This is a genomic window from Myxococcota bacterium (assembly GCA_035498015.1).
In the GTDB taxonomy this organism is placed as follows: Bacteria; Myxococcota_A; UBA9160; order SZUA-336; family SZUA-336; genus VGRW01.
In genome coordinates, this window is record DATKAO010000092.1 from 1 (window position 1) to 18,185 (window position 18,185).

The 18,185-nt window shown below is 72.7% G+C and carries 17 protein-coding genes; 6 read left to right on the top strand and 11 right to left on the bottom strand.

Annotated features, from left to right (window positions below):
- Both VMR86_07525 and VMR86_07530 read left to right on the top strand, forming a co-directional pair.
- Positions 1-710, top strand: a 710-nt coding sequence (locus VMR86_07525; protein ID HTO06895.1) for a glycosyltransferase family 39 protein, incomplete at its 5' end; no start/stop codon positions are given.
- Complete coding sequence (locus VMR86_07530; GenBank protein HTO06896.1) at positions 707-1,756, top strand: glycosyltransferase family 39 protein; 1,050 nt, start codon at positions 707-709, stop codon at positions 1,754-1,756. The genes VMR86_07525 and VMR86_07530, both read left to right, overlap by 4 nt.
- Here VMR86_07530 and VMR86_07535 read toward each other — a convergent pair.
- Complete coding sequence (locus tag VMR86_07535; GenBank protein HTO06897.1) at positions 1,753-3,510, bottom strand: acyl-CoA dehydrogenase family protein; 1,758 nt, start codon at positions 3,508-3,510, stop codon at positions 1,753-1,755. The two genes, VMR86_07530 and VMR86_07535, sit on opposite strands and share 4 nt — an antisense overlap.
- 54 nt (positions 3,511-3,564) lie before the next feature.
- Here VMR86_07535 and VMR86_07540 point away from each other — a divergent pair, with 54 nt between their 5' ends.
- Together VMR86_07540 and VMR86_07545 are read left to right on the top strand one after the other, a co-directional pair.
- Positions 3,565-4,206 (top strand): IMP cyclohydrolase, encoded by a 642-nt coding sequence (locus tag VMR86_07540; protein ID HTO06898.1) that lies wholly within the window; start codon positions 3,565-3,567, stop codon positions 4,204-4,206.
- A 23-nt stretch (positions 4,207-4,229) separates the two neighbouring features.
- Positions 4,230-5,519 (top strand): AmpG family muropeptide MFS transporter, encoded by a 1,290-nt coding sequence (locus tag VMR86_07545; GenBank protein HTO06899.1) that lies wholly within the window; start codon positions 4,230-4,232, stop codon positions 5,517-5,519.
- Here VMR86_07545 and VMR86_07550 read toward each other — a convergent pair.
- Genes VMR86_07550 through VMR86_07570 form a run of 5 tightly spaced genes read right to left on the bottom strand, consistent with a single transcriptional unit; the run spans position 5,465 to position 11,721 of the window.
- Positions 5,465-7,246, bottom strand: coding sequence for a hypothetical protein (locus tag VMR86_07550; GenBank protein ID HTO06900.1), 1,782 nt, complete (start codon positions 7,244-7,246; stop codon positions 5,465-5,467). The two genes, VMR86_07545 and VMR86_07550, sit on opposite strands and share 55 nt — an antisense overlap.
- Complete coding sequence (locus VMR86_07555) at positions 7,243-8,436, bottom strand: glycosyltransferase family 9 protein (GenBank protein ID HTO06901.1); 1,194 nt, start codon at positions 8,434-8,436, stop codon at positions 7,243-7,245. Before VMR86_07555 ends, VMR86_07550 begins: the two co-directional genes overlap by 4 nt.
- Positions 8,408-9,235, bottom strand: coding sequence for a methyltransferase domain-containing protein (locus VMR86_07560; GenBank protein HTO06902.1), 828 nt, complete (start codon positions 9,233-9,235; stop codon positions 8,408-8,410). Before VMR86_07560 ends, VMR86_07555 begins: the two co-directional genes overlap by 29 nt.
- Positions 9,232-10,815, bottom strand: coding sequence for a hypothetical protein (locus VMR86_07565; protein HTO06903.1), 1,584 nt, complete (start codon positions 10,813-10,815; stop codon positions 9,232-9,234). The genes VMR86_07560 and VMR86_07565 overlap by 4 nt, the downstream gene beginning before the upstream one ends.
- A 9-nt stretch (positions 10,816-10,824) precedes the next feature.
- Complete coding sequence (locus tag VMR86_07570; protein HTO06904.1) at positions 10,825-11,721, bottom strand: DNA-formamidopyrimidine glycosylase family protein; 897 nt, start codon at positions 11,719-11,721, stop codon at positions 10,825-10,827.
- A 146-nt stretch (positions 11,722-11,867) separates the two neighbouring features.
- Here VMR86_07570 and VMR86_07575 point away from each other — a divergent pair, with 146 nt between their 5' ends.
- Positions 11,868-12,116, top strand: coding sequence for a hypothetical protein (locus tag VMR86_07575; GenBank protein ID HTO06905.1), 249 nt, complete (start codon positions 11,868-11,870; stop codon positions 12,114-12,116).
- A 17-nt stretch (positions 12,117-12,133) separates the two neighbouring features.
- Here VMR86_07575 and VMR86_07580 read toward each other — a convergent pair whose 3' ends face one another.
- From VMR86_07580 to larE, 4 genes are all read right to left on the bottom strand, one after another.
- Positions 12,134-12,463, bottom strand: a complete 330-nt coding sequence (locus VMR86_07580; protein HTO06906.1) for an FHA domain-containing protein — start codon at positions 12,461-12,463, stop codon at positions 12,134-12,136.
- Positions 12,464-12,543: 80 nt separating this feature from the next.
- Positions 12,544-13,926, bottom strand: coding sequence for a carotenoid oxygenase family protein (locus tag VMR86_07585; protein ID HTO06907.1), 1,383 nt, complete (start codon positions 13,924-13,926; stop codon positions 12,544-12,546).
- 10 nt (positions 13,927-13,936) lie between these two features.
- The gene (locus tag VMR86_07590; protein ID HTO06908.1) at positions 13,937-14,728 is read right to left on the bottom strand and encodes a hypothetical protein; all 792 of its coding nucleotides are present in this window, start codon (positions 14,726-14,728) and stop codon (positions 13,937-13,939) included.
- Positions 14,725-15,582 (bottom strand): ATP-dependent sacrificial sulfur transferase LarE, encoded by an 858-nt coding sequence (larE, locus tag VMR86_07595; protein ID HTO06909.1) that lies wholly within the window; start codon positions 15,580-15,582, stop codon positions 14,725-14,727. The genes VMR86_07590 and larE overlap by 4 nt, the downstream gene beginning before the upstream one ends.
- A 71-nt stretch (positions 15,583-15,653) precedes the next feature.
- Here larE and VMR86_07600 point away from each other — a divergent pair, with 71 nt between their 5' ends.
- Positions 15,654-16,754, top strand: coding sequence for a D-alanine--D-alanine ligase family protein (locus tag VMR86_07600; GenBank protein ID HTO06910.1), 1,101 nt, complete (start codon positions 15,654-15,656; stop codon positions 16,752-16,754).
- A 10-nt stretch (positions 16,755-16,764) separates the two neighbouring features.
- Here VMR86_07600 and VMR86_07605 read toward each other — a convergent pair whose 3' ends face one another.
- Positions 16,765-18,039, bottom strand: a complete 1,275-nt coding sequence (locus tag VMR86_07605; protein ID HTO06911.1) for a patatin-like phospholipase family protein — start codon at positions 18,037-18,039, stop codon at positions 16,765-16,767.
- Positions 18,040-18,185 lie beyond the last annotated feature (146 nt).

Sequence of the window (18,185 nt, forward strand, 5' to 3'; positions counted from 1 at the left end):
CGCTCGAGCCGGCGAGCGGGCTCGCCGCGGCGGCGGCGCTCGCGGCCATGGCGCAGTTCTGGCTCTCGGCCCGGCTGGGCACGGCCGACATGCTGCTGGTGCTCTTCACCACCGCCGCGCTCGCCGCGTTCGAGAGACTCGCGGTGACTCGCGAGCTGCGCTGGCTGCCGGTGCTCGCGGCGCTCTTCACCGCGGCGTTCCTCACCAAGGCGACCGCCGCGCTGGTCGACGTGGCGGTGCCGGCGCTGGCCTGGCTCGCGGCCGAGCGCCGGCTCGGTGCGCTGCTCCGGCCCCGCGCGCTCGCCTGGGCCGGTGTGGCCGCATGCGCGTCGCTCGCCTGGTACGCGGCGGCTCTGCTCAGCGTGCCCGAAGCCGCGCCGCACCTGCGCGAGTTCTTCTTCGTTCCGCTGGGCGCGGGCCACAGTGACCTGGCGAGCGACCACTACCACCCGGTCTGGTGGTACCTGCCGCGCTTTCTCGGCGCGGCGCTTCCCGCCGTGCTACTCCTGCCGCTCGTGCTCCGGGACGGCGTGCAATCGAAGCTCTGGCGCGGGGTTCCCACGCTGCGCTTCGCGGCGACGAGCTTCGTCTCACTGTTCGCAGTGTGGTCGCTGATCCCGCAGAAGGGGCGTCACTACCTGTTGCCCATGCTGCCGTTCTTTGCGCTGCTCGCGGGCTCCTCGCTCGCGCGCCTCGCGAGGCGCGCGTGACTCTGCGCCGCAGCCTGCTCGTGCTCGCGCTGTTCGGCGCGATCGCCGCCGGTCTGTTCGTGGGCTCGGCGCGGGGCAAGCTCTGGCGCTCGTCGGAGGAGCGCTGTCTGGGCGTGGTCCAGGAGATGGTGCGGAGCGGCGACTGGCTGGTGCCGCGGCTCGACGGCCAGCCGCGCCTGCAGAAGCCGCCGCTCTTCTATTGGGCCGGCGCGGCGGCGGTGGAGCTGACCGGCGCGCCCGCGCTCTCCGCGCTGCGCTGGCTGTCGGGAGTGATCGCGCTCGTTCTGGCCGCGGCGGTGTTCGCAGCGGGTCACTCGCTCGGCGGCTTCCCGGCCGCGCTGGCCAGCACCGGGGCGCTGGGCGCGAGCGCGCTCCTCTACGCGCAGGGCCGCGTCGGCGACGCCGAGATGCTGCTGACGCTCCTGGTCTTCGCAGCGTTGGCTGCGTTCGAGACACTCTGGCGCACGCGCGACCGCCGCCTCCTGCCCGTGCTGGCGGCGCTGGTCGGGCTGGCGTTTCTCACCAAGGCGACCGCGGGCCTCGTCGACGTGTTTGCGCCGATCGGCGCGTGGCTCGCGCTGCAACGCGCGCTCCGCCTGGCGCTCCGGCCCGCGGTGCTGGCCTGGGGGCTCCTGGCGCTGGCGATCAGTCTCTCGTGGTATGCGCTCATGCTCTGGCGCGTGCCCGACGCGCTCGGGATGTTCCGCGAGTATCTCATCGGTCCGCTCGGAGTCCATGCCGCCGGGCGCGACGCGACTCACCTGCGGCCATTCCTGTACTACTGGCCGCGCTTCCCGCTGCAGAGCGCGGCCACCGGTCTCCTGCTGCCCTGGCTGCTCTGGGAGGCGTGGCGGAGCCGCGGCTTCGCCAGAGACCCGCGGGCGCGCTTTCTCGCGCTCTCACTTGTCGCGCTGCTGGTCGCCTGGTCGTTCGTGCCGAGCAAGCAGATGCACTACCTGCTGCCGATGGTCCCGCTGCAGGCGCTGTTGGTGGCGAAGCTCGGGGTGGAGCGCTGGCAGGCCTTCCGGGCTCGAAGCGCGAGCTAGCCCCAGAGCCGGACGATCTTCTCGCAGCGCTCGATGCGGCCGGCGTCGCCGTCGATCACGCGCCGCGCCTGGCTCTCGAGCTCGAGCATCTTCACGAAGATCCAGCGCGCGGCGAGCTCCGTGCGCTCGGGGGCGTGCTCGGCCTGACGGAGCAGCTCCGAGGACACGATCACCGAGATCACCATCTCGGCGACCGCGCGCGCCGAGAGCAGCGCGTAGCCGAAGTCACTCAGCAGCGCGTGCGCCGACTGCTCGATGCGCTCGATGCCGGCCACGACCCGCTCCGCGAACGACTTCAGCACGGGCTGGGTGAGCGCGCCGAGCTCCTTGCGCAGCTCCTCGAACACGATCGCGAGCGCCCCCTTGCCGATCTCCTTCAGCGCGAAGCTGACCTGGATCTCGCTCGTGCCCTCGTAGATCGTGGTGATGATGCCGTCGAGGTGGAGCTTGCCCGCGACGCTCTCCGCCATGAAGCCGACGCCGCCGTGCACCTGGATCGCGGCGCGCGTGATCTCGTCGCAGCTCTCGGTCGCGAGGAACTTCGCGAGCGGCGTGAACAGGCGGATCTGCACCTGGTTGCGCTCGATCACGCGCTCGAGCTCGCCCCGCTCGGACGCCGAGATCGTCTTGTCGCGCTGCAGGCTCGAGCGGAGGGCGTTGGAGTGGTCGATCAGCGCCGACACGCGGTAGAGCAGCGAGCGGCTGCCCTCGAGTGACACGATCATGCGCGAGAGCAGATTCTTCATCAGCGGCTGGTCGCCGATCGGCATGCCGAACTGTTTGCGCTCGTGCGAATAGCGCACGGCCTCCTCGACCGCGGCTTCGGCGATGCCGATGCCCTGCGCCGCTACGCCCAGGCGCGCGTTGTTCATCAGGTCGAGCATGGCCTTGAAGCCGTCGCCCCGGGTGCCGATGCGCCAGGCCTCGGCGCGCTCGAAGCGCATGACCGCGGTCGGAGACCCGTGCAGTCCGAGCTTGTGCTCGAGTCTCTCGACGCTGACCCGGTTCTTCGTGCCGTCGGGCAGCGTGCGCGGGCAGATGAAGAGCGAGAGACCCTTGGTCGTGCCCTTGGACTGCTCGAAGGTCTCGGCGTCGCGTGCCAGCACGAGATGGATCTCGGCGCCGCCGTTGGTGATGAAGATCTTCTGGCCGTCGAGGAACGAGCGGCCGTTCTCCTCGTACGCGCGAGTCACGATGCCGCCCAGGTCGGAGCCGGCCTGCGGCTCGGTCAGGTCCATCGCGCCTTGCACCTCGCCGGACACGAAGCGCGGCAGGTAGCGCTCGGCGAGCTCGTCGGGCGCGTAGCGCTGGATGTCCTCGGCGACGCCCGCCTGCAGGCCCATCACCGTCATGAGCGCGGCGTCGGCGCGCGCCACCATCTGGATGAGGACGTTCGCGATCAAGGTCGGCAGCTCGAAGCCGCCGAAGCGCTCTCTCACGCCCACGCTCACCAGCCCCGCCTCGCGCAAGAGCTCGTAGCCGTGGCGCACGTGCTCGGGGTGCACGACCTCGCCGTTTGAGAGCTTCGCGGGCTCCCACCAGCCGGCGCGCGCCTCGGGCTCGATCTTGGTGCAGATCTCGGCGGCGGTCTCGAGCAGGCTGCGCAGCGCGCCGCGCTCGGCTCCGAGGTCGGCGCCGTCCCCTTTGCGGCGCGCGTAGTAGTCGTCCCAGTCGACGAGCTTGTCGAGATAGAGCAGGACGGCGTCGTGGAGATAGGCGGCCATGTGACCCTCGGAGCATGGGTAGGTGCCCATGCGATCAAGACGTTTCTGGCTATGATCGCCGGGCTCCCCGCCGGAGGTTAGCGCATGTACGTCGGACGGATCGTCGCCGTGGGTCGCACTCGCGCGGGCATGAACGCGGCTCTGTACCGCGTATCGTCGCGCTCGTTCCCGAATCGGATGGCCGTCGAGGTCGAGGGCCGGCTCGCGGTCGTGCCGCGGCCCGGGCACGAGGGCGACCTGCACAAGAACCCGTACATCGCCTACAACTGCGTGCGCGTCGCGCGCGAGCTCGCCGTCGCGACCAACGGCAGTCAGACCGATCCGATCGCCGAGAAGCTCGCGCTCGGCGTGCCCGCGCGCGACGCGCTCGCCTCGGTGCTGCTCGCGCTCGACTTCGAGAAGGATGCCCTGCAGACCCCGCGCATCGCGGGCATCGTGCCGCGCGACGGCGACGTGGGCTGGCTCGCGATCGTGCGCCACGACGCGCTCGTGGTGAAGGCCGTGCCGCTCGAGCCCGGCCGCGCGTGGTACGTGGCCACCTACGAGCACGACGACGTGCGCGAGGCGCAGCGCGTGGACTTCGACGCCCCCGACGCCGAGGCGTGCGCGCGCTTCGCGGTCGACGGCGGGCGCTTCGCGGAGCTCGAGAAGCCGGTGACCGCCGCGGCGGCGCTGGCGTCGAGCCGGGGCTTCCGGCTCGGCACCTTTCTCGTCAATCCGTCGTAGGAACGCGCCGATGAGGATGCCAGATGCGTCCTCGTGAGGTGCTCGCCGCCTATCGCAACCCGCGACAGCTGACGGTGCTGGCCATGGGCTTCGCCAGCGGTCTGCCGCTGGCGCTCACGGGCGCGAGCTTGCAGGTGTGGCTCACGCGGGCGGGTGTGTCACTAAAGGACGTCGGCCTGTTCGCGCTGGTCGGCTTCGCGTACAGCCTGAAGTTCCTGTGGTCGCCGCTGCTCGACGCGCTGGCCGTGCCATGGCTCGGCGCGCGCCTGGGGCAGCGGCGCGCCTGGCTGGTGCTCCTGGGTCTGGGGCTCATGGGCGCGATCGCGGCGCTGGGTCACACCGATCCCGCGCTCGAGCCGTGGCGCACGGCCGGGCTGGCCGCGCTCGTGGCATTCCTGTCCGCGAGTCAGGACATCGTTATCGACGCCTACCGCATCGAGCTGCTCACGAAGGAGGAGCAGTCCGCGGGCGCGGCGGCGACTCAGTGGGGCTACCGCCTCGGCATGATCGCCTCGGGCGCGTTCGCGCTCTCGCTGGCGCAGCACTACGGCTGGCCGCTGAGCTATCTCGCGATGGCGGCGCTCGCGGGCGTGGGCGTCGTGACCGCGCTCGTCTCGCCGGAGCCGGAGCACCTGCGCGGGCGGAGTGACTCGTTCCTGGCCAGCGCGGTGATCGAGCCGTTCCGCGAGTTTCTCTCGCGGCCCGGTGCCTGGCTCTTGCTCGTGTTCATGCTGGTGTACCGCATGGGCGACGCGCTCTCGGGCGGCATGGCCAGCCCGTTCTACGTGCGCCTGGGCTTCTCGAACGACGAGATCGCGAGCGTGGCCAAGGTGTTCGGCGTGATCGCCTCGATGGCGGGCATCGCGGCGGGCGGCGCGTTCGCGTTCCGGCTGGGGGTTTCGCGCGCGCTCGTGGCTGCGGGCGTGGTCCACGCGCTCGGCAACCTGGCGTTCATCGTGCAGGCCTATGCGGGTCACGACCTGCGCGCGCTCACGCTCACGATCTTCGTCGAGAACTTCACCGGCGGGCTCGTGTCTGCCGCGTTCGTCGGCTATCTCTCGACGCTCTGTCACCCGTCGTTCACTGCGACTCAGTTCGCGCTGTTCACCTCGCTCACGGCGGTTCCGCGCAACTTCCTGGCCTCGGGTGCGGGCTGGCTGGCGGAGCAGCTCGGCTGGCCGGCGTTCTTCGCGGCGGCCTTCGTGGCGGCGCTGCCGGGCATCGCGCTGGCGGTGTGGCTCGACGGGGGAATGGGCGGTCAGTCCTTCCGGCGCCAGAGCTCGAACGCGCCGAAGCTCTCCTCGAACTCGTAGGTGGCGTCGAGGTAGCTCATCACCTCGGGAATTGCCTTGCGATAGCCGATGGCGTCGACCGGATCGGCGTAGCGGTACACCGCCGCGTAGTGCGGGCGTGTGCGCTCCAGATCGGCCACCAGCTGCTGGCGCTGCTCGCGAGTCACTGCGAGGATGGCCATCGGGAAGCGCGTGGGCTGCGGGCGGTCGGCCAGGAAGTAGAGCAGCGCCTCGTTCGGGAAGGCCAGAAAGGGCTCGTCGGGGCGCACCCGCGCCTGCAGGACGTGCGTGATGGTCTCGAGGTGCAGGGCGATCTCCGCCGGCATGCTCGCGCCGCCGCCGCGCGCCACGTCGAGCACGCGATAGCCCGTGGGAGTGGCCGGCCACAGTGACTGCGCGTTGGCCAGCGCGACGCTCGTCCAGGGCGCGAGCGCCAGCGTGCCCGCGAGCGCGCCCGCGGCGCAGGCGACTCGCCACGCGGGCGTGGTCAGCCCGAGCGCCGCCTCTTCCAAGAGCCCCGCGAGCAGGATCAGCACGGGCGGCGCGGCGAAGGCGAGATGCGTGTCGTCGGGCCGCGACAGCGCGCCGCTGAACAAGAGCGCCCCGAACACGGCGAGCGCAAGCTCGCTGCGCGTGCGCGGATCGCGCGCTCCCCGCAGGAGCTTCGTGCCCGCGACGAAGCCGGCCACCACGAGCAGCGCCGGCGCGAACCACGCGCGCAGTGACTCCGCGGTGGGCTCGAGCGCGGGGAACGGCAGGGCGCCGAAGCCGAGCAGGCGCGTGCGCGGGAACACGAACAGGTTGTCGAGGGTCGCGGACAGCGCTCCGACCGCGCCGAGATAGACGCCGATCGGGAGCAGCACCGCAGCCGCGCCCACGGTCAGGCGCGCCCACACGCGCCACGGCTCACGAGCGGCGAGCAGGGCCGCGCCGGCGCCCGCCGCGCACGCGACGCCGACTTCCTGACTGAATCCGAGCGTGATGGCGAGCAGCGCGCCCGAGACCCCGGGCCGCCCGCGCGTGAGGGCCGCCAGCGCCGCCAGGCCGAGGCCGACGCGCGCCAGACACCAGCTCATGGCCGGGAGCGCGGGCGCACACAAGAGCCCCACGACCAGCGTCGCAGCGAGCGCACCGGCGCGCGTGCGCAGGAGCTCGCGCACGAGCCAGTAAGTCGCCACGAGCGCCAGGGCGTCGAGCGCGAAGACCCAGATCCGCCACAAGCCCAGCGAGGGACCGGCCACGCGGAACAGCCACGACGTCGGCCAGGTGGCGAGCGGCCCGTAGAGACAGAAGGTGTCGCGCGACAGGACTTCTCCGCGCAGCACCGTGTTCACCCAGGCCAGCGCCTCGCCTTCCTCGGAGAACAGCATGAACGGATTGGCCCAGGACGAGCGCGCGGTCCACGGCCGCGCGAACAGCAGCGCGAACAGTGCAGTCACCGCGAGCAGCTCGAGCCAGGTCAGCTTCGGCCCGCGCGGCAGCGCGACCCAGGGCTCGCGTGGCCGCGCCCAGACCGCCCAGATGCCCAGGCCCACCGCGAGCGCCACGGCCATGCCCACGGCGTAGGCCAGTGACTCTGCGGACTTCGAGTGACCCGCGAGGATCGACACCGACACGATGCCGAGCTCGCGCGCGCGCGCGACGTCGCCGCCCGTCGCGGGCAGCAGCCAGATCGCCGCGCGCGCCGCCAGCGTGCCCGCGGCGAGCGCACCCGCGCCGATCCAGAAGCCCGCGTCCGCGCGCTTCACGCAGGGCCCCGCGCCGGCAGCACGCTCCTGCCCGACGCGTCCTCGCACCAGGGCGTGGCGGGCACGCGGTCGAGCGTGAACAGCCGCATGCACACGTTCTCGCCCTTGCACGGCGGGACCTGGGCCACGTGCAGGCACGGCGAGCAGATCGGCGGCCGGTAGTGGACCGTCTCGCTGTAGCCCTCGATCGGCTCCAGCAACGTGGCGGGGTCGGTCGGCCCGAAGAACGAGACGCTCGGCACGCCGAGCGCGCGTGCCGCGTGCACCAGCGCGGAGTCGATGCCGAAGAAGCGGCTGGCGTGGGCGAGCACGCCCAGTGACTCGCCGAGCGTGAGCTGGCCGCACAGGTTCTCGTGCTGGAGCTCGCCGCCCAGGGCGTCGCGCAGCGCAGCCGCGACCTCCTCGGCCACGGCGCGGTCGCGCGCGTCGCCCAGGAAGCGCCACAGGCGGCCCGCCAGCTCGCCGCGCCGCGCCTGCGCCCAGGCCCGCCACTCCGCGGCCGGCAGCTGCCGGACCGAGGCGAAGTCCGAGCAGCCGGCGCCCAGCGCGAAGTACTCGCCCGCGTGAGTCACCGGGCCCAGGCGCGCGCGCAGGTGAGCTCTCACGTCGCCACGCGTGGCCGGCGGCGCGCCCAGCAGCGCGGCCGCCGCCGCGTAGAAGTGGAACACGCCGCGCGCGCGGTTGAAGAACACCAGATGCGTGAGCACGTTGCGCCGCCAGTACGTGCTCTCCACGTAGAAGCCGATGCGATTGCGGGCCAGCGTGAGCAGCGAGAACACCGTGCTGAGCTGCGAGTACACCTCGAGGTCGACCACCGTGTCGACGCGCCGCCGCACGAGGCGCGCGAGCACGCGCGCCGTGCTCCACAACAGCGCCGCCAGCCCGCGCCGGTCCTCGACCCGCTCCACGCGGTCGAACACGCCGCACAGCTCGGCGAACGGCGCGACCGGTGACCCGCACACCAGCGTGAGCGCGTGGTCGGGGTAGCGGCGGCGCACGCCGAGCAGCGCAGGCAGCGCGATCAGCAGGCTGCCGCCGCCCATGAGCTTCAGGAACACGATCTCGCCCTGCGGCGCCGGCGAGTGGTCGCGCTGCATGAAGCGGCCGGTGAGCTGCGCCAGCGGGCGCAGCAGCACCAGCAGCCAGGCCCCGAGCCAGCGGTCAATCCGCTGCTTGTCGTCGACCGTCATGACGCTCCAGCCACAGACCCATCTCGCCCAGATTGAACCAGACCCGCGCAGAGTCGCGGGCGTTTTCTCGCGCCGGCGCGGGCGCGCCCGCCAGCAGCCGCAAGTGACTCCAGACCATGGCGAGTGACACGAGCTTCACGGGTCGGAACTCGCGGGTGATGCGGAAGCCGGCGCGGCCGAAGATCGCCGCCACGCCGCCGCGCGTGTAGTGCACGAGGTGGTCGGGCACGTCGTGCAGCCAGAGCGGCCCCATCCAGCGGCGGCTCCACGAGTCGGCATCGGGCAGCACCATCAGCACGGCGGCCGACGGCGCGGACTGCCGGGCGATCCACGCGGCCAGGGAGTTCGGGTCGGGCACGTGCTCGAAGCTGTCTTGGAACAGCCACAGATCGGGCGGGCGCGGCAGCGCGGGTAGGGGCGCGGCAGCGAACAGGCACGCGCGCGGCACGCCGAGTGACTCCGCATGCGCGCGGTTGGCGGGCACCGGCTCGAGTCCCAGCACGAACGCGCCGCGCGCCTGTAGCGCCGCGAGACACGCGCCCCCGCCGAAGCCGACCTCGCACACGGTGAGTCCCGCCGGAGACACTCCCAGCGCGCCCAGCCAGCGCTCGAGCGTGCGCACCTTGCAGCGGCCGACGGCCGGATCGTGGTGGCCGCGCGCCGCGGGATAGTCGTCGCCGTAGCGCTCGGCCGGGCCGGCGCCGCGCCGCACGCGCGTGTGGCAGGCGGGGCAGACCAGCCAGCGCCCCGTGGACGCCGCCGGCGCGAGCTCCGGGTGGCACGGCAGCGGGCCGCTCACGGCTGCCTCCGCTGCAGCACCGAGACCCAGTACTTCGACTCCGGCTGGTAGCTGCGCGCGGCCTCGCCGAACACGTAGCGCGTGCCGCCGGGCAGGATGTCGGCCACGCCGACCGCGTCGTAGTCGCTCTGGGCGGCCGACGCCGCCCAGTCGAGCAGCACGTGCGGTGACTCCGCGCGCATGAGCCAGGAGGTGGACACGTTCACCCACACCAGGATCTCGGGCCGCGCCGCCTCCAGCTGCGCGACCATCTCCTCCTGCATGGCCCGCGCGTAGGGCTGCGGCTCCATCAGCGGGTAGGCGTAGATGTAGCCGGTGGCGGAGCGCCGGCCGGCGTAGAAGGGAATCTCGGGCTCCGAGCCGAGCACGGCGATCCGGTCGCCCGGGCGGGTGCGGGCGGCGATCTCACGCCCCAGGACCACGGCCTCCGGGAAGGGGTTCAGGGCGTACACCGCGCGCGAGGCCTGGTCGGGCGTGGCGCGCACGAGCACGTCGGACCGTACACCGATCGGTGTCACGAGCCCGGCCGCGGCCAGCCCCGCGCACGCCCAGCCGTGCGCGCGCGGCGAGCGCAGAGGCAGCGCCTGCGCGCCGGCGCCGGCCAGGAGCGCGAGGCCCGGCAGCGCCAGCACGAAATACTGCGGGCGGAAGTAGAAGCCCAGGCTCGCGCCGACCAGTCCCGCCGCGAGCAGTGCCGCCCCGAACCCGACGCCGCGGCGCAGCTCGGCGTTCCACAGCGGCGCCGCGAGCCCCAATGCCGCGGCGGCCCACCACACCGCCTGGTCGTGCCAGAGCCGCCGCAGCGCGAGCTCGAGGTCGCCCAGACCACGCCCGAGCGACACCTGCGAGCCGTAGCTCGCGGCATAAGTCACCGTCCAGAACCAGAAGCGCGGAAAGACTCCCGCCGCCCACAGACCCGCGAGAGTCACGGCCGGCATTGCGATTATGCCTGCGCCAAACGCGCCCAGCCGAGCGAGTGACTCGGCGCGCCGGCCGCGCGCGTGGGTCAGCGTTACTCCGAGCGCGCCGAACAGCGCGAGCGGCGCCGCGTTCTGCTTCACGACCACGGCCGCGCCGAGCAGAAGACCCGCGCCGGCGAGCCCGCCGCGGCCACGGGCATGCTGCGCGAGCAGCAGCCCCGCGAGCGCCGCCGCCACCGCGAACTGCTCGGCGTGAGCCCACAGCCCGAACACCGCGGGCGAGACACTCGCCGCTGCGCAGGCCGCTCCGGCCACGGCGGCGGCGCCATCCCCGAACCAGCGCCGCGCGAGCAGCGCACAGGCGAGCGCGCTCCATGCGCTCGCGACGAGCAGGCCCGCGTGGATGGCGGCGACGTTCGGCCCGCCGACTCCGATCAGGAGCGCGTACAGCGCGTAGACGCCGGGCCACTTCATGTTCCAGGCCTCAGCCCAGGGCGGCACGCCGTGCAGCAAGAGACTCCCGATGTAGGCGTACTCGCCCTCGTCCCGCTCGAGCGGGACGGTCAAGAGGCGCACGCGCACGGCCACCACCACGAGCAGCACCAAGCCGAGCGCCGCCCACGGGAGCCACCGCGAGAAACGGTCGACCGGCTCCCGCATGGCGGAAGCTTACCGCGAGCGGAGCGCCTCCATCTCCTCCAGGGTGCGGGGCCAGTCCGACTTCAACAGTCGAGACAGCGCGCGGTCCGCGAGCAGTCTCCCGCCCGTCTGACAGGTCGCGCAGTAGTTGGTCTCGTTCTCGGCGTACACGATGCGCTGCACGGGCGAGCCGCAGACCGGACAGGGCTTGCGGTAGCGGCCGTGGACGGCCATCTCGGGGCGGAAGGCGGTCACGCCCTCGGGGAACCCCGCGCCGGCCTGCGCGCGCAGTCGCTCGACCCACTCGCGCAGCACCGCGCGGGTCGCATCGAGCAGGCGCTCGATCTCGGCGTCGCCGAGCTTCGAAGTCATGGCGATCGGCGAGAGCTTCGCGCGGTGGAGTATCTCGTCGGAGTAGGCGTTGCCGATGCCCGAGATCAGCCGCGGGTCGGTGAGCGAGCGCTTGAGCGTGTGATTCGCCGAGCGCAGCGCGCGCGCGAAGCCGGCGACGTCGGTCTCGAGCGGCTCGATGCCGCCCGGATCGACGGAGGCCAGCGCGTCGGGGCCGCGCAGCACGTGCAGCGAGGCGCGGCGCTTCGAGCCGGCCTCGGTGAGCGTGAGCGTGCCGGTCGCGAAGCGCAGCTCGAAGAGCGGCCGGCGCGCCGGCTTCTTGTCCGGCGGGGTCCAGTGCAGCCGGCCCGCGATCATCAGGTGGATCACGAGCCACAAGTCGTCGTCGAAGCCGAGCGCGATGCGCTTTCCCACGCGCCGCAGCTCGCGCACGCTCTTCCCCACGAGCTCTGCCGGCTTGGGGTCCACGGTGCGCAGCAGGAACGGCTGCCCGATGCGCAAGGCTTCGAGCCGCGCGCCGCGCACACGCTGCGCCAGCGCCGAGAGGTAGACCTCCACGTCGGGAAGCTCGGGCATCGCCCGAGAGTCACATCGGGGGTGTCGAGGCTGCAACCGGGCGCCTGCGTGTCGCCGCCTCGCTGCACCGCCGTAGGCCGCGCGTCCGTGTCACGCCGCCGCGCCGGGCATACCCCTTGCTCAAAGCCCCCGAGGAGGACTCGACCATGCCCCACGACCGCTACGACTATCCCATGGAGCGCAGCGAGCGCGTGCCGAGCCCCGGGCTCGCGGCCGTGCTCTCCGTCCTGGTTCCCGGCCTCGGACACATCTACGCGGGCCGCCTCGGCGCCGGGCTGGGCTGGTTCCTCGCGACCATGTTCGGCTACTGGGCGATCCTGGTGCCCGGCTTCCCGATCCACGTCGCGAGCGTGTACTTCGCCTACCAGGCCGCGAAGCACTTCGAAGGCTACTGAGTGGCGGAGCTCTCCGCCTAGTCGCGCGCTTCGAGCGTGAACTGCAGCTCGAGCCGGCCCAGGTGGAAGCGATCGCCGTCCTTCAGCTCGAGCGCGGCGGGCAGCTCGCCTTCCACGTCGGCGTGGCGCAGCACGAAGCCGCCGCTCTTGAACTCGACGAGCGCGTGCCGGGTGCGCAGTGACTCATCGTTCAGGGCGAGGTCGACTCCGGGGCCGCGGCCGAGCGCGGTGCGGGGCTGGTCGAGGCGGTACTCGAGGCCTCGGGCTTCGCCGGTGAGGATCACCAGCGCGGGGCGATAGCGGGTCAGGAAGTCCGACAGGTTCCAGGAGACGGAGGAAGGTTTCATCGATCCTCGGCTTGGACGGGGGGAGGACGGTAATGCTTCTCCCAACGGTCCGCCGCCGCGCGGCTTGAGTCCGTGGTGAATCAGACCCGATCCTCGGGGACCCAGAGGCCGTGGAAGCCGTACGGCACGCGCTGCGGCAGGAGCACACGCGCGATCGGCGGCGCGGTCAGGTCGCGGGCGTCGGCGACCAGGAGCTCGCTCCGGCCCTCCGACTCGTCGTGGACGAACGCCAGGAGCCAGCCGTCGTCCTCGTCCGAGCCGCCCGGCCGCGGCACGAACACGCCTTCGCCGCCGTTGCGGTTCGGGCCGAAGCGGTGGAGCTGCGACGCGCAGCCGCGGTCGAGGTCGTACTTCAAGAGACCCTCGGCGAGCGGAAGACGAACGTCGCTGCGCATGCGCGAGGCGAACACGTAGCGCGCTCGCCGGCCGACCCGCGCCGGGTTCACGCTGGGCAGCTCGGCGTTCTGGTCGTCGAGCTCTTGCTCGCGCACCGAGCCGCGCTGCAGGTCGATGCGCCAGCGCCACAGGCGCGTCGGGTGCGGCGGCGCGTTGCCCGGCTCGACCTCGGCCGCGAGGTCGAACGCCGCGCGCTGGATCACGTCGAGCACCACCTCGGAGCCCTCCTCCCAGGCGTTCGCCACGTGGTACGCGAAGCAGGGAGCGATCGGGAACCAGCGCAGGTCGCCGCCGGAGCCGCGCCGCGGCATGAGTCCCAGGTGTGACCCGCGCTCGGGCTCGAAGCGCGCGATCGGCTCGCCGCGCAGAAAGCGCCGCACGTCGAACGTGTACGGGTGATTCATGAACACGGCCCAGCGCTCGGTGATCGCGAAGTCGTGCATCCAGACGCCGATCGGCAGCTCGATCGCGGTGGTGTGCGCGAGCGTGCCGTCGGCCGCGATCACCGAGTACTGCGCGTGCGGCTTGGCGACCGGGCTGTAGCCGAAGGCGAACAGCTCGCCGGTCCGCGGGTCGAGCTTGGGATGCGGAGTGAGTGGATGGCGCAGCCGGCGCCCGAAGCTGTACACGCCGAGTGTCTCGAGCTCGGGCAGCGCGATCTCGTACGGCTCGCCCTGGTCGTGCAGCGCCAGCAGCCGGCCCGCGTGGCGGACCAGGGCCTGGTTCGCGGTGTTCTTGGTCGCGCCCTCGGGGTTGTCGAACTGCGGGCGCTCGAGCACGCCGGTCCAGAGCGCGCGCCCGCGCCGCCGCTCGAGCTCGTACGCGCGCGTGCGCACCGCGCGGTTGCGGTAGCTCGCGCGCCCGTTCTCGAGCCGCACCGCGTGCAGCATGCCGTCGCCGTCGAGCCAGTGATACGCGCCGAGCGGCGGGAACTGCGGATTGGGTCCGTTGCGCACGAACGTGCCGGCGAGCTCGCGCGGTAACTCACCGCGCACCGGCAGGTCGTCGGCCGCGAGCTCGTGCTCGACGGGTGCGAAGTTCCCCTCGAGGAACGGGCTCTTCGGCATCGGCGCGATTCTAGCGCGCGGCCGCGTCGAGCCGAGTGGCCGGGGCGCCGCCGTCGACGCCGAGCCAGGTGAGTCGGCCCGCGCCGGGGTCGAGCTCGACCTGCGGCCGCAGCGCGCGTGCGGCGCCGGGCACGGGACGCAGCTCGAGTCTCCCGCCGCGGAACGCCAAGCTGCGCGCGCGCCCGGCTGCGTCGGCCACCACGAGCTCGCCGGTGCCGCCCGCGTAGGCCGCACGCCGGCGCAGGTGGTCGATCCCGGCCTCGAGGTCGCGCGCGCGGAACAGGAGCTCCTGCGCGAGGAAGCGCAGCGAGAGCTCGTCGCGCGAGAGATCGCGCGTGCACACCGCGGCCAGGCCCTCGGAGTTCACGCCGCACAGGCAGCCGGCGAGCGGCGCGAGCACGAGCTCGGCGCTGGCGAAGCCGCCGGCGTCGGGGCGGCTGCGGCGCAGAGCTACGAGTGACTCGAGCCCGGCCGGGAGCTCGAACGCCGCGCCGAGCGGCGCGCTCGCCGCCACGAACGCGGCCCCTTGCACGCGGGTCAGCGCCTCGCCCAGGAGCAGCAGCCACTCGGGCGTGCCGCTGGCCAGCGCCATGCCCTCGATCCGCTCGCGCTGCCAGGGCAGCTGCGTCTCGAGCGCGCGCGCGCTGGTCCCGCGCACCCGCCGCACCAGCGCGCGGCGCGCGAGCCAGGGCAGAGACCCGCGCAGGCGCAGCGCAGCGGCGCGGATCTCGCTCGCCAGCGACTCGCCTTGCGCGCGGCCCTGCTCGACCGGCGCACCCGGAGTCTCGAAGAGCGGCGTCATCGCGCGGGCGGCGCGATCTGCAAAATCTCGTTCGCGGAGCCCATGCGGTAGCCGTCGACGTCGAGCGCGACCCAGCGGAAGCCCGCGTCGTGCAGCGCGCGCGAGATCGCGCGCAGCGCGTCGGGCGCGAGCGCGCGCGGCATCTCCTCGCGCGCCAGCTCCACGCGCCCCAGGTCGCCGTGGTGGCGCACGCGCAGCTGGCGGTAGCCGAGCGCGCGCAGCGCGTCTTCCGCGCGGTCGATCTGCGCCAGCTTCTCGGGAGTCACCTCCATGCCGTAGGGCACGCGCGACGAGAGACAGGCCGAGGCGGGCAGCTCCGCGGTCTCGAGCCCGGCCGCCGCCGAGAGCGCGCGAATCTCGGCCTTGCCCAGGCCCGCTTCCAGGAGCGGCGAGAGCACCCGGTGCTCCTCGGCCGCGCGGTGACCGGGGCGGAAGTCGCCGGTGTCGTCGCGGTTGATGCCGTAGGCCACGGCCGCGAAGCCGCGCTCGACCCGCAGGCCTTCCAGGAGGTCGAACAGCTCGGTCTTGCAGAAGTAGCAGCGGTCGGGCGCGTTGCGCGCGTACTCCGCGCGCTCGTGCTCGTGTGAGTCGATCCACTCGTGGCGCAGCCCGACCTGGCGCGCGACGCGCTCCGCGGTCTCGCGGTGACTGCGCGGGTACGACGGAGACACCGCGGTGACCGCCAGCGCGCGCGGCCCGAGCGCCTGGTGCGCGGCCCAGGCGAGGTACGCGGAGTCGACGCCGCCCGAGTACGCGACCACGAGCGACTCGCAGCGAGACAGTCGCGCCAGGAGCGCCGCTTGCCTGGCGCTGGCGTCGTCGCTGGCGCGCGTTTCCGCTGGCTCGTTCGACACGCGGGCAGGTTACGAACGCGCTCGTTCGCGTGTCAATGACAGTGGCCCCGCGGCGGCTATCCTCGCGGGCCATGGCGAAACGGCGCATCGGGATCGTCTTCGGGGGCCGCTCGACCGAGCACGAGGTCTCCGTGGCGTCGGCCAGCGCGATCCACGATGCGCTCGACCCCGCGCGCTACGCGCCGGTCCTGATCGGCGTGGCGCACGACGGCAGCTGGCACGTGGCCGAGGCGGGCTCGGGACTCATGCCCGGCGAGGTGATCGGCCACGCGAAGAGCCGCACGGCCTTCGCGGGTCTGCGCTCCGGCCTCGAGCTCCTGCGCCGCAGCGACGCGGCACCGGCGCTCGCCGAGAAGCTCGACGCGGTGTTCCCGATCATCCACGGCCGCGGCGGCGAGGACGGCTCACTGCAGGGCATGCTCGAGCTGGCCGAGATCCCGTACGTGGGCTGCGGCGTGCTCGCCACCGCGCTGTGCATGGACAAGGCGCTCGCGAAGTCGGTGTTGCGCGACGCCGGCGTCCCGGTCGTGCCCGCGAACGAGATCTCGCGCCACGAGGCGCTGCTCTCGACCGCCGACTTCGAGGAGGCCGTCGAGGCGCGCTTCGCCTACCCGTTGTTCGTGAAGCCCACGAACACCGGCTCGTCGGTCGGCGTGCAGAAGGTGCGCACGCGCGCCCACCTGCACCACGCGATCAAGGAGGCCGCGAGATACGACCACGACGTGCTGGTCGAGCCCGGCGTCGAGGCGCGCGAGATCGAGTGCGCGGTGCTGGGCGGTCACTCGCCGCAGGCCTCGCAGCTGGGCGAGGTGCGCTACAGCGCGGAGTTCTACGACTACGAGGCCAAGTACGCCAGTGACTCCACGCAGATCCTGATCCCGGCCGACGTCACGCCCGAGCAGGACCAGACCATGCGCCGCTACGCGCTCGAGGCCTTTCGCGCGCTGAAGTGCTGGGGCATGGCGCGCGTGGATTTCTTCCTCGAGAAGAAGACCGGGCGCATCCTGCTGAACGAGCTGAACACGCTGCCCGGCTTCACCGACGCCAGCATGTACCCGAAGCTCTGGGAGGCCAGCGGCATCTCGCTGCCCGAGCTGGCCGACCGGCTGATCGAGCTGGCGTTCGAGCGGCGCAAGGAGACGGCCTCGCTCGAGATCCGCTACGCGAAGTGACTCGCCGCAGTCAAGCGGAGAAGAAGCGCAATAGCTCGAGCTCCATCGCCTGCGCGTCGGCGTAGCCCAGGTCGATCAGCTCCGAGGCGTACTCGCCGTCGAACAACAGGTAGCTCATCAGGTCGGCCTCGTTCTCGGGTGAGCCGCGCGTGAGCGCGTCGAAGGCGAAGCGGCCCAGGATGCTGCGCTGCGGGTTGGCCTTGGCGCGCGCGACGTGGCGCGCGGCGATCACGCCGATGTCGCGGCTCGGGCGGATCAGACAGTCCTCGACCACGCGGAAGCCCATGCCGCGCTCTTTCTTCACCTGCACGTTCACCCGCTCGAGATACTCGTCGCCGTAGAGCTCGAGCCCGGCGCGCAGGATGCGGTTCACCACGCGCATCTGGCCCAGGTCGTACTCGAGCCGGTCGATCAGCAGCGCGTCGAGGATCTTGCCGAACAGGAAGCCCGCCGACTGCATCTGGCCCAGGCGCTCGGCCGCGAGCGGATCGCCGAGCGACGGCGGCCGCCCGTGGCGCAGGCCCACGACCAGCACCCGGTTCGAGCCGAGGCGCAGCGCAGGCGCCAGCGGCGTCTGCTGCCGCAGGCTGCCGTCGCAGTAGAACGTGTCGCCGATGCGCACCGTGGGGAACAGCAACGGGATCGCCGCCGAGGCCAGGGCGTGCTCGGGGCCCATGCGCGCGGGCTGCGCCACGTGCAGCACGTCGTTGGTCCAGCTCGGCACCTCACGATCGCGGTGGTCGATGAACGCGACCGTGCGCCCGGTCGCGACCTCGGTCGCGCTGACGCACACGGCGGTGAAGCGGCCCGCGCGGCGGTTGCGGCGCAGGCGCCGCCACGGAATGCCCTCGACCACGAGTCTCTCGAGCGGCGAGGTGTTCAAGAGGCCCGGGATGCGCGCCTGCGCCGCGCCCGGCGAGATCGAGCGGCCCACGAGCGAGCCGAGCAGTGACTTCGAGAAGCTCCACGCGTCGCCCACGCCGAAGCGGTACACGCGCGCGAACGACATGTTGCGCCACACGTCGACCAGGCTGCGCACGCCGGCCGCCGGGTCGTCGGACAGCGCGGCCAGCCAGCACGAGTGCACGGCGCCGACGCTGGTGCCCGAGTAGACGTCGAAGCGCGGGTAGTAGCCGAGCTTGCGCGGCAGGTCGCCGAGCACGAAGCGCAGCACGCCGGCTTCGTAGGCGCCGCGCGCGCCGCCGCCCGAGAGCACGATCGCGCGGCGCACGCCTTCGCGGCGCGGCTCCAGAGGCAGCGCGCCGTCTGTCGCGGGAGGGTCCACTCACTAGAAGGTCGGCAGCAGCGCGCGAGACACTTAGGACGCAGAGCAGCAGAAACAGAAAGCCCGGACCGGAACCTCGCACTGCGCGAGGGGAGGGGTTTCCGGCCCGGGCACTCCCATGCCCGGGACAACGAGCCCCGGGCAGC